The 11290-nt window shown below is 41.2% G+C and carries 9 protein-coding genes; 8 read left to right on the top strand and 1 reads right to left on the bottom strand.

The features are described from left to right. Positions 1-156: 156 nt before the first annotated feature. Positions 157-1197, bottom strand: a complete 1041-nt coding sequence (gene hemF / locus VB711_RS25755; protein WP_323289282.1) for an oxygen-dependent coproporphyrinogen oxidase — start codon at positions 1195-1197, stop codon at positions 157-159. 451 nt (positions 1198-1648) lie between these two features. Between hemF and VB711_RS25760 the strand changes: the two genes are divergently transcribed. The 8 genes from VB711_RS25760 to VB711_RS25795 all read left to right on the top strand — a co-directional run bounded on the left by VB711_RS25760 (position 1649) and on the right by VB711_RS25795 (position 10981). After that, positions 1649-2173 carry an SRPBCC family protein gene (locus VB711_RS25760; RefSeq protein WP_323289283.1) on the top strand — a complete coding sequence of 175 codons (525 nt, stop codon included), beginning with the start codon at positions 1649-1651 and terminating at the stop codon, positions 2171-2173. A 131-nt stretch (positions 2174-2304) separates the two neighbouring features. Next, the gene (locus VB711_RS25765; protein ID WP_323289284.1) at positions 2305-3375 is read left to right on the top strand and encodes an Mrp/NBP35 family ATP-binding protein; all 1071 of its coding nucleotides are present in this window, start codon (positions 2305-2307) and stop codon (positions 3373-3375) included. Positions 3376-3524: 149 nt separating this feature from the next. Then, positions 3525-4838: a rod shape-determining protein RodA gene (rodA, locus tag VB711_RS25770; RefSeq protein WP_323289285.1), complete on the top strand. Its 1314-nt coding sequence runs from the start codon at positions 3525-3527 to the stop codon at positions 4836-4838. Between the two features lie 140 nt (positions 4839-4978). Further along, positions 4979-5173 carry an NAD(P)H dehydrogenase subunit NdhS gene (locus tag VB711_RS25775; protein ID WP_323289286.1) on the top strand — a complete coding sequence of 65 codons (195 nt, stop codon included), beginning with the start codon at positions 4979-4981 and terminating at the stop codon, positions 5171-5173. 74 nt (positions 5174-5247) lie between these two features. Further along, complete coding sequence (locus VB711_RS25780; RefSeq protein ID WP_323289287.1) at positions 5248-5892, top strand: HAS-barrel domain-containing protein; 645 nt, start codon at positions 5248-5250, stop codon at positions 5890-5892. 243 nt (positions 5893-6135) lie between these two features. Next, complete coding sequence (locus VB711_RS25785) at positions 6136-8271, top strand: cation:proton antiporter (protein ID WP_323289288.1); 2136 nt, start codon at positions 6136-6138, stop codon at positions 8269-8271. Positions 8272-8455: 184 nt separating this feature from the next. Next, positions 8456-9388, top strand: a complete 933-nt coding sequence (locus VB711_RS25790; protein ID WP_323289289.1) for a UDP-glucuronic acid decarboxylase family protein — start codon at positions 8456-8458, stop codon at positions 9386-9388. A 201-nt stretch (positions 9389-9589) separates the two neighbouring features. Continuing rightward, entirely contained in the window at positions 9590-10981 is a 1392-nt protein-coding gene (locus VB711_RS25795) for a UDP-glucose/GDP-mannose dehydrogenase family protein (RefSeq protein WP_323289290.1), read from the top strand. Positions 10982-11290: the final 309 nt, after the last annotated feature.

Below are 11290 nucleotides of genomic sequence, written 5' to 3' on the forward strand. Positions count from 1 at the left end.
AAACTACGGTAACACCAATAATTTTCAGGACAATCCCCCAAAAATACACAGAATTAACATACTACCTGTTCCCTTCTTTATAAATAAAAGGGCGTATTGCAATACGCCCTACCCTGTTTCCCTGTTGCTTGTTAGGGCTTGGGAGTATCAACACTATTATTTTGCAGTCCAGTTAATCCAATCTTGAGGTTTCAGGAAAGTTTCATAAAGTTCAGCTTCAGGAGAATTGGGTTCTGGTTGGTAGCCGTATTCCCAGCGAACTAACGGTGGTAGGGACATGAGAATGGATTCTGTGCGTCCATTGGTTTGGAGTCCAAAAATAGTCCCTCGATCATAAACTAAGTTAAATTCCACATAGCGACCGCGACGGTACAGTTGAAAATTCCGTTGGCGATCGCCATATTCCATGGGCTGTCGTCGCTGCACAATGGGTACATAAGCAGGTAAAAAAGCCCCACCACAGTCTTGAACAAAAGCAAACAAATCTTCCCAACTGCGTGGCGCTGGAGTTCCCACCTCATCACTGTATCTTGCTGCCTCTCCCTTATGGAGATTCCCACCATACAAAGGGCTTTCGCTGTGTTGATAATCAAAAAATAAACCACCAACACCCCTAGTTTCGTTGCGATGCTTGAGGTAGAAATATTCATCACACCACCGCTTAAACACCGGATAATATTCTGGGTTATGGCGATCGCAAGCTTGTTTCAGTGTTGTATGTAAATGAATAGCATCTTCAGCAAAAGGGTAATAAGGTGTTAAATCAAGACCACCACCAAACCACCAAACAGGCCCAGCTTCAAAATAACGATAATTTAGATGAACTGTAGGTACATAAGGATTACGGGGATGTAACACCATTGAAGTGCCGGTCACATAAAAATTGTATCCTTCTGCATCTGGACGTTGAGCCAAAATAGAAGTAGGTAGCTGATCTCCCCAAACTTCCGAAAAACCCACACCCGCTTGTTCAAAGATTGCACCATCACGTAAAATGCGCGATCGCCCCCCTCCTCCTTCTGGCCGTTCCCAACCATCTTCTTTAAACTTACCCACACCATCCAGGTTTTCCAGTCCTTGACTAATTGTGCTTTGTAACTGCTGCATAAACTGACGCACCCTAGTCTTGGCATCAGTGGGTGGTAAAAATTTGGATGATTCTGCTACTACGTGAGGGGTTTGCGAGTTAGTCAACATAGATTCCCGAACCTAAAATTACACTAAAATTACAATTTTTCAGAAAGCCACAAATTTCATCTTAAAAAATTTGTAGGCAACAAGAGCCAATATTCTGGCTATTTTTGCCAAAATCGGTTTTTTCTTATAGCAACAGCCAAGATGGTTAGGACATCAATTGTTAGCGCAGCTTGGCGTGAGCCATTGATGAAACTCATTTTACAACAGGGTTTTACTCCTGACTCCTGACTCCTGCTATAGTTGTCAAGCATCAAGCGTTGGACACCTTTTAAGATTATTGTCCCTCAAATGAGTATAGGCTTGTATATTAGCCAAGTTTTTTTTAAATCTTGATTTGTAACATTTTGGTACGAACACCAAACTTTTGAGTTCCCAGAGAGAAAGGATCGAAAGAATATATTATTGTCACCTGTCCCTATCTAGAATTTATATAGCAGGAGGACTGTTGTTAATGCAAGATTGGTTGTCTAAAGTCATCCACCGCAAACGCCGTCGTGTTTGTGCTTCACTGATGCGAACCTATCGAGAAATTAGTTCTGCCTCCGTTGACGAATTATGGCAAAAGGTAGTTGACTTAACAGATGTTTCTTGGCATCCACTGTTTAAGAGTACAAATGTTCCATTAGGATTAGTCCCCAAACCCGGTTTAATTTTCCGCGCAGCAGTTCGGTTTTGGCCAATTCCCATTCAGATTTTTGTAGAACGAGTCAATCCCAAAGAAATGCTCAGTATCCGCGTTTTAGCAATTCCTGGCATTGAAGAACGAATTACTTATCACATAGGATCAACAGTCTGTGGAACTTGTGTATCTTATTCTGTAACTTTACGCGGTTGGTTATCACCCCTGATTTGGTTATTTTCTCGCCCTTATGCAGATCGGGTAGCCCGTTCCTTGGTAGAAGTTGTAGAAAAGACCGCATTACAAGCAGTCTCAGGTAAGAAAAAATCTTTAAATGACAGTTGTTTTGATTTTTAGCCATCAGTTATCAGGGTAGTTAATTATTCTTGATCTCCTCTTTGTTCCCTTGTCCCCAAGGAAGTTAAGATGCAGATAGATGAAAATAACAATTTTAAAAGTTTTATTGTGGGGAAAACGGTATAAACGTTATGTATGATGTCTTAGATTCCCAGTCAGTGTTAGAAGTGTTGCGGCCTGTAGAAGATCCAGAACTCCGCAAAAGTCTGGTGGAACTGAATATGATTCGCAACGTCACAATTGACGGTGGCAATGTTAGCTTCACTTTGGTATTGACTACACCAGCTTGTCCTTTACGGGAATTTATTGTTGAAGATTGTCAAAGGGCGGTTAAAAAGCTGCCAGGAGTTACAGATGTCAAGATAGAAGTGACAGCAGAAACACCACAACAAAAAAGTTTACCAGATCGGACTGGTGTTTTGGGGGTAAAAAATATTATTGCTATTTCTAGCGGCAAAGGTGGCGTTGGTAAAAGTACCGTAGCGGTTAATGTGGCTGTTGCTCTCGCACAGACAGGGGCAAAGGTTGGTTTGTTAGATGCGGATATTTACGGACCTAATGATCCCACCATGTTGGGTTTAGCTGATGCCCAAATTATCGTCCGTTCTACAGAAACAGGTGATATTCTCGAACCTGCGTTTAATCATGGCGTTAAATTAGTCTCGATGGGCTTTTTGATTGACCGAGATCAGCCAGTGATTTGGCGTGGGCCGATGTTGAATGGGGTAATTCGTCAGTTTCTCTATCAGGTGCAATGGGGGGACTTGGACTATTTAATTGTGGATATGCCACCGGGAACTGGGGATGCACAATTAACTCTTACCCAAGCAGTACCAATGGCAGGGGCGGTAATTGTTACCACACCGCAAACCGTAGCCTTGTTAGATTCCCGTAAAGGTTTACGGATGTTCCAGCAGATGAATGTGCCAGTATTGGGGATAGTGGAAAACATGAGTTATTTTATTCCCCCAGATCGGCCAGATCAGCAATATGACATTTTTGGTTCTGGTGGTGGGTCAAAAACTGCGGCAGAATTGGGGATACCACTTTTGGGATGTGTACCTTTGGAGATTTCTGCGAGAGTTGGTGGTGATAGTGGTGTACCGATTGTAGTGGGAGATCCAGATTCGGCTTCTGCAAAAGCACTCACAGCGATCGCTCTAGCTATTGCTGGTAAAGTATCAGTTGCAGCACTCACATAGGCAGGGGGCAGGGGGCAGGGGAGGCAGGGGAGGCAGGGGAAGCAGGGGAGGCAGGGGAGGCAGGGGAGGAATAATTAATTTATCACCAATCACCAATTACCAATCACCAATTACCAATTACCAATCACCAATCACCAATTACCAATTAAATGTTTTTCAAACGTTCGTTACCCAAAATTCGCTGGCACAATTGGTTTAAACCCTGGCAACAAATAGATTTGCTGCTATTCTGTTTACCCGTTGCTGTTAGTATCTTTGGCGGACTCATGATCCTCAGTACAGAACTCAACCAGCCAGTAACAGACTGGTGGTGGCACTGGCTTGTCGCTGGTATTGGCACATTAATAGCCTTGTTTTTGGCTCGTACTCGTTACGAAAACTTAATTCAATGGCATTGGATCACATACGCACTCACAAACTTGAGTTTAATTGCTGTGATGATTGTCGGTGTAAGTGCCAAAGGAGCGCAACGCTGGATTCCTATTTTAGGTTTCAATGTTCAACCCTCGGAATTTGCCAAAATAGGCGTGATCATCACTTTAGCGGCTTTGTTGCACAGACGGACAGCTTCATCTATTGAGAGTGTATTTCGTGTCTTGGCAATTAGTGCCGTCCCCTGGGGATTGATCTTTTTACAGCCAGATTTAGCAACTTCTTTGGTATTTGCTTCAATCGTCTTAGGTATGCTTTATTGGGCAAATGCTAAAGCAGGTTGGTTAATTTTGTTTATTTCTCCTGTGGTTGCGGCTATTTTATTCAGCATATCTTGGCCATTGCCAAAACCAATATTTTTACTTCCAGAAATAGCTGTAACTCCTTTGGGTTTATTGTGGGCGTTTGGTATGGGTGTTTTAGGCTGGCAAACTCTACCTTGGCGAAAATTTGGCATCAGTGCGATCGCTTCCTGGGGATTAAATATGCTGGGGGGTGAATTAGGGATTTTCGCTTGGAATCATGTCTTAAAAGAATACCAAAAAGATAGACTCAGCGTATTTATCAACCCAGATCACGATCCCCTTGGCGCTGGTTATCACCTAATTCAATCTCGCATTGCCATTGGTGCCGGTGAAATTTGGGGATGGGGTTTATTTAAAGGACCCATGACTCAATTGAATTTTGTTCCTGAACAACATACAGACTTTATCTTTTCAGCCGTTGGAGAAGAATTTGGTTTTATTGGTTGTTTAATCGTTTTATTTGTGTTTTGCTTAATTTGCTTCCGCATCCTCCATGTAGCTCAAACTGCCAAAGATAACTTTGGTTCACTCTTGGCAATTGGCGTTTTATCCATGATTGTGTTTCAATTAATCGTTAACGTCGGCATGACCGTTGGTTTAGCACCCGTAGCAGGAATCCCCTTACCGTGGATGAGTTATGGTCGTTCGGCAATGTTGACCAACTTTATCGCACTAGGAATAGTCGAATCTGTGGCTAACTTTCGTCAAAAACAGAGGTATTATTAAGTTATTACAGGAGTCAGGAGTCAGGAGTCAGGAGTCAGCACTTCGGCTACGCTCAGTGACCGGAGTCAGGAAGAAAAAAGGGAAAATTCCTGAACTTACTAGATTAAGCTAATAATAGAAACTAACTGAGGGTAAACAAAATGATCCTACCTGGAGCAACTGTTCGCATCAAAAATCCCGCAGATACATATTATCGGTATGAAGGACTCGTACAACGGGTAAGTGATGGCAAAGTAGCTGTACTGTTTGAAGGTGGTAACTGGGATAAAATTATTACCTTCCGTTTACCAGAATTAGAATTAGTAGAAACTACAGGCAAGAAAAAAGGCAAGTAGATTTAATCAATAGGGTTTAGTTTTGCTAAACCCTAGATTAATTAGGGATTAGTAACTAATATTTCATTACTTCCATGCGTCTGCCTTTACCACAATTTGCCAATAGCGATCGCCATCCTAATCATATTGGAGAGGTAATCGAAACCACAAGTACCGAATTTTTATCTCAGTGTTTAGAACCAGACGACTTGAGTTTTCCACCCATGCCACCCTTTGGTAGTTGGGTAACATCGGTAGATGAGGAATCTGGTAATCAAGTTTATGCAGTAATCTATCATGCCACAACCATGCCAATAGATTCTGTCCATCGGGCTAGGGCTTTGGGAATGTCTTTACAAACCTTACGTGAAGAACAACCTCAGATATTTGCTATGCTGAAAACAGAATTTCGAGCAGCGATCGTTGGATTTGAGCCACCATCCTCAAATAGTAGCATATATCAGTATTTACCACCCCGTCCTCCCCAAATTCATCAAGCTGTTTATCGGTGTGAACCAGAAGCCGTCATCAACTTTACCCAAGAATTAGATTTTTTGCGGACATTATTGTTTATCAATGGCGCACCAGTAGATTCCTTAGCCGCAACCACCATTCGAGAAGTTTACAAGCTACGCAAAGCTGACCGCACCTGGTTAATTAAAGCCGGACGACATCTAAGTTTACTATTAAAAGATGATTATGACCGATTGCGATTTATTTTAAGTCAAATTCACCCCTAATTCAGAGGGAACATGGAACAGAAAAAAACTCATGTTCAGAAATATTGAGATTAAAATAATGACAATGTTTTTTTTAACAGAGCTTTAAACTCAGAATTAAAGAGGACTTACGCACAATATAACTCAAACCCTCATTCCTCTGTGTTCTCTGTGTCTCTGTGGTTTGTTTATTCCATAACTTGCGCGTAGCGTAAGTCCTACAAAAGTTTCTTACCTGCCCTCTGCCCCATCCCTTGCCTACCTATGGAACTACTATCATCACAAGTTCTAGCATTGGAAACAACCTCCCAAGTTCTTAGCAATGAACCAATAGTTCCCTTTGCTATTTTACTGGTGGTTATTTTAGTAGTACCAATCTTATTTGAAAAGCTCAAACTACCAGGATTAGTAGGCTTAGTTTTTTCCGGGATCATTCTTGGTCCATCAGGCTGGAATTTATTGCAGTCTAACTTGCCAATCATGAAACTGTTATCTGATATTGGTTTAATTTATTTAATGTTTGTAGCTGGACTAGAAATTGATATCAAACAGTTTTATCAGCAAAAAAATCGCTCTTTGGGATTTGGGAGTCTTACATTTATTATCCCCTTAGCAGTGGGAATATTAATAGGAAAGATGTTTGGTTTTAGCTGGAATGCTTCTATTTTAATGGGATCTTTGCTGGCTTCCCATACCCTATTAGCATATCCAATTATTAGTAACTTAGGAGTAATTAACAACGAAGCAGTCACAGTTACAATTGGGGCGACTATTTTTACAGATATTGCCGCACTGCTAACACTAGCAATTTGTGTGGCTATCCATAGTGGAGTTTTTAGTTTAAGTAACCTATTCATTTTACTAGCTAGTTTAATAATCTATTCCTTAGTAGTTTTAGTGGGATTTGATTGGGCAGGTAAAGAGTTTTTCCGTCGTTCTGGAGATGACGAAGGAAACCAGTTTCTATTTGTACTATTATCTTTATTTCTTGCTGCTGTAGGTGCTCAATTAATTGGCGTAGAAAAAATTATTGGAGCTTTTTTAGCTGGTTTAGCGGTGAATGAAACTTTAGAACATGGACCAGTTAAAGAAAAAGTAGTATTTGTCGGTAGTGTTCTATTTATTCCCATTTTCTTTGTTGATCTGGGTTTATTAATTGATTTACCTACCTTTATTAGCAGTTTCAGCACAATCAAATTAACATTTTTTGTAGTCATTGGTTTACTTTTGAGTAAGTTTTTGGCTGCCTTGTTAGCAAAAATATTTTACCGTTATAACTGGCCAGAATTTCTAACCATCTGGTCATTGTCAATTCCCCAAGTAGGGGCAACATTAGCCGCAACTTTAGTGGGGACAAGAGTAGGATTAATCCCTCCAGAAGTTTTAAATAGTGTTGTTGTTTTAATGTTAGTCACATCAACCATTGGACCAATGATCACTAGCCGGGTAGCAGTTGGTTTAACGGCTTCATCTATTGAAAAATCATCTCCAATCAACTTATTTGAACAGACATCGCCATTAAAAAATAATACTTTTACTATCATTGTCCCCATTTACAATCCTCATACTCAACAGCATTTAATTGAAATGGCAGCATTATTGGCTAATCAAACCAATGGTAAAATTGTGCCGTTAGCGATCGCTGCTGCTACTGCTCAAATGGATGCTCCACAGTTAGAAATTGCTTGGCAACGCAGTGAACGATTACTAGCCAAAGCCACAGCCCAGAGTCAATTATTAGGAGTCAAAGCCGAACCCCTACTGAGAATTGATGATGCCTTCGCCCCAGGAATCACTAGAGCCGCCCGTGAACAAAAAGCCAACTTAATTCTCATCGGTTGGGGTAAACGCACAGGATTGAGAGCGCGGTTATTAGGTAATATTATTGACAGCGTACTTTGGTCATCCCATTGTGCAGTGGCAGTAGCCCGATTGGTAGAATCACCTAAGAAGATTCAGCGTATTCTCGTCCCCATAGATAACTTAATTGCACCAACGTTAGAACCTGTAAAATTTGCCATGATGCTGGCGGAAGCTAACCAGGCTCATGTTACCTTATTGAACGTCTGTGTAAGTGGAGTTACAAGTTCTACAGAAATTACCACTAGGCGATCGCACCTCTCCTTCCTTGTATCCCAACTAGCTCTATCCAACCCCCCAGAAATCCAAATCATTACCCACGAAAATGCTACTCAAGCCATACTCCAAGCAGCAAGATTGTATGATTTAGTCCTATTGCCTTCCCTCCGTAATCGGATCATTCCTGGAGGATTAGCCATGAGTGATATTACAACCCAACTCGCTAGGCAATTAACCTGCTCAATCATCATCCTGGCAGAACAGCAAAATCATCAAACACTGATTTCACCAAATAATATTTCTAGTAATTTTCATATTTAAACTTTTCACCAAATAAAAAAATCCCAATTCCCACCAAGCCAATTTCTGAATTGCCATATTTATAAAAACAATGTATATTGTTGAAGATTCAATCAACCATAACTGAAAACACGACGATTAGAAATAACAAACGTTGTTTCGCTATTGAATTATGTCCTCAATCAAGTATAAGTAACGAGGTTTTATGAGAATTTTAGTAACAGGTGGTGCTGGATTTATTGGTTCTCACCTAATTGATCGACTCATGAACGATGGGCATGAGGTAATTTGCTTAGATAACTTCTATACAGGACGCAAACACAACATTCTCAAATGGCTAGATAACCCCTACTTTGAAATGATTCGTCATGACATCACCGAACCAATTCGGTTAGAAGTAGATCAAATTTATCATCTAGCTTGCCCCGCTTCCCCAGTACATTACCAATATAACCCAGTCAAAACCGTTAAAACTAACGTCATGGGAACAATGAATATGCTGGGTTTAGCTAAACGTGTAAAAGCTCGCTTCTTATTAGCTTCCACCAGCGAAGTGTATGGTGATCCCGAAATTCACCCCCAAACCGAAGACTATCGAGGCAGCGTTAATACCATTGGTATCCGTTCATGTTACGACGAAGGTAAAAGAATTGCCGAAACCCTAGCCTTTGACTACTACAGACAAAATAAAGTTGATATTCGAGTTGCCAGAATATTTAATACCTATGGACCGAGAATGTTAGAAAACGACGGTCGGGTAGTCAGCAACTTCGTCGTCCAAGCATTACGAGGTATTCCCTTAACTGTATATGGTGAAGGTACACAAACCCGTAGTTTCTGCTATGTTTCTGACTTAGTAGAAGGATTGATGCGGTTAATGAATGGTGAATACATTGGCCCAGTCAATTTGGGTAATCCTGATGAATACACTATTTTAGAACTGGCACAAGCCGTTCAGAACTTAATCAATCCAGACTCAAAAATTCAATTTGAACCTCTACCATCTGACGATCCTCGTCGTCGTCGTCCTGATATCACAAGGGCAAAAACTTGGTTAGATTGGGAACCCACCATTCCTTTACAAGAAGGGTTAAAACTGACAGTAGAAGATTTTCGTCAGCGGATCGAAAGTAATTAGTGATTAATTTTGCAATAAATAGCCAATAATCCAGGATGAATGACAAAATATAGCAGGAGTCAGGATCAAAACCCTGTTGTGAAAGGAGTTTGATGAATAGCTTAGGCCTAGCCGCGCTAACAATTGATATCCTAACCACCTTAACTGTTGCTATAACCACAAACTTTTGAATAAAACAACTAGAATAAGGAGTTGAATAAAATGCGTGTTTGCGTAATTGGTACTGGTTATGTTGGCTTAGTAACAGGGGCTTGCTTGGCACATATTGGGCATGATGTCATTTGCATAGACAACAACGAAGAAAAAGTTAAGTTAATGAAATCTGGGCAATCCCCTATTTTTGAACCGGGACTCTCAGAAATTATGCAGTCAGCCATTAATACTGGCAATATTCAATTCTCCTCTGATCTTCATGCCGGTGTTACCCATGGAGAAATTCTGTTTATTGCTGTAGGAACTCCTCCTCTACCCACAGGTGAAAGTGATACCCGTTATGTAGAAGCTGTAGCCCGGGGAATTGGGGCAAATCTCAACGGTGGTTATAAAGTTATTGTTAATAAGTCTACAGTACCCATCGGTTCAGGTGACTGGGTGCGAATGATTGTTTTAGATGGCATTACAGAACGTCAAAAAGCCTTGGTAACACCAGATGGAACGGTAGTTACAGAAAAATTATCTGATATTACGGCTGAGTTTGATGTAGTTAGTAATCCAGAGTTTCTGCGGGAAGGATCAGCAGTTTACGATACCTTTAACCCTGATCGGATTGTTTTAGGTAGTAATAGTCTCCAAGCAGTGGGGATGATGAAAGAACTTTATGCCCCGATTGTAGAACGTCAGTTTGCTGCCGATAAATCCTTACCTCCCGTACCAGTGTTGGTGACAGATTTAAGTTCAGCCGAAATGATTAAATATGCTGCCAATGCTTTTTTAGCAACCAAAATTAGCTTTATTAATGAAGTTGCCAACATTTGCGATCGCGTCGGTGCTGACGTTACCCAAGTAGCAAAAGGCATCGGATTAGATTCCCGTATTGGCAATAAATTCTTGCAAGCTGGCATTGGTTGGGGTGGTTCGTGCTTCCCCAAAGATGTCGCTGCCCTCATTCACACCGCCGATGATTACGGCTATGAAGCCCAGTTAATGAAAGCTGCTGTCAGCGTCAACGAACGTCAACGTTTAATAGCCCTAGAAAAACTCCAAAAAGTCCTCAAAATCCTCAAAGGTAAAACAGTCGGACTACTAGGTTTAACCTTCAAACCAGATACCGATGATATGCGCGACGCACCAGCACTCAACTTAATAGAACAACTCAACCGTCTAGGAGCCAAAGTCAAAGCCTACGACCCCATTGTTTCCCAAACAGGAATGCGTCATGGTCTAACAGGTGTCCTAGTTGAAACCGATGCCGAACGTTTAGCCGATAGTTGTGATGCCTTGGTACTTGTCACCGAATGGCAACAGTTCAGCACCTTAGATTATAGCAAGATGGCCAAATTAATGAACCACCCAGTTATGATCGACGGACGCAACTTTCTTGATCCCGAAACAATGGTCAGGGCTGGATTTCAGTATGTAGGTGTAGGAAGATAGCATTCAAGGCTTAATAGTGTGATTCTACAGTATGGGTTTAGCTTTGCTCATTGGTGTCCCACAGCCTTTTTATCCCACCCGTTAATCCCTTCTTGAGGGGAGATGTTGCTTTAACAAAAGCAGGGGTGGGGTTCTTTTTCTACAGCACTCTACTGTAGAATTGTTAATCCTTAAATCCTGGATATCCTGATATGGCTACGCCACGCTACGCTATCAGACATCCCCCAATTGAAAAACACCAAATTTTCCCTAAATAAGGTAATAGTAAAGGTAGATTGGAATCGGCACGGCGATCGCTCTTTGTAATCC

The sequence above is a fragment of the Cronbergia sp. UHCC 0137 genome (genome assembly GCF_034932285.1).
Lineage (GTDB): Bacteria > Cyanobacteriota > Cyanobacteriia > Cyanobacteriales > Nostocaceae > Cronbergia.

What these genes read in the sequence shown, in the direction of transcription:
- hemF (WP_323289282.1), bottom strand. Translation starts at nt 1,197, where the DNA reads ATGTTGACTAACTCGCAAACCCCTCACGTAGTAGCAGAATCATCCAAA.
- VB711_RS25760 (WP_323289283.1), top strand. Translation starts at nt 1,649, where the DNA reads ATGCAAGATTGGTTGTCTAAAGTCATCCACCGCAAACGCCGTCGTGTT.
- VB711_RS25765 (WP_323289284.1), top strand. Translation starts at nt 2,305, where the DNA reads ATGTATGATGTCTTAGATTCCCAGTCAGTGTTAGAAGTGTTGCGGCCT.
- rodA (WP_323289285.1), top strand. Translation starts at nt 3,525, where the DNA reads ATGTTTTTCAAACGTTCGTTACCCAAAATTCGCTGGCACAATTGGTTT.
- VB711_RS25775 (WP_323289286.1), top strand. Translation starts at nt 4,979, where the DNA reads ATGATCCTACCTGGAGCAACTGTTCGCATCAAAAATCCCGCAGATACA.
- VB711_RS25780 (WP_323289287.1), top strand. Translation starts at nt 5,248, where the DNA reads ATGCGTCTGCCTTTACCACAATTTGCCAATAGCGATCGCCATCCTAAT.
- VB711_RS25785 (WP_323289288.1), top strand. Translation starts at nt 6,136, where the DNA reads ATGGAACTACTATCATCACAAGTTCTAGCATTGGAAACAACCTCCCAA.
- VB711_RS25790 (WP_323289289.1), top strand. Translation starts at nt 8,456, where the DNA reads ATGAGAATTTTAGTAACAGGTGGTGCTGGATTTATTGGTTCTCACCTA.
- VB711_RS25795 (WP_323289290.1), top strand. Translation starts at nt 9,590, where the DNA reads ATGCGTGTTTGCGTAATTGGTACTGGTTATGTTGGCTTAGTAACAGGG.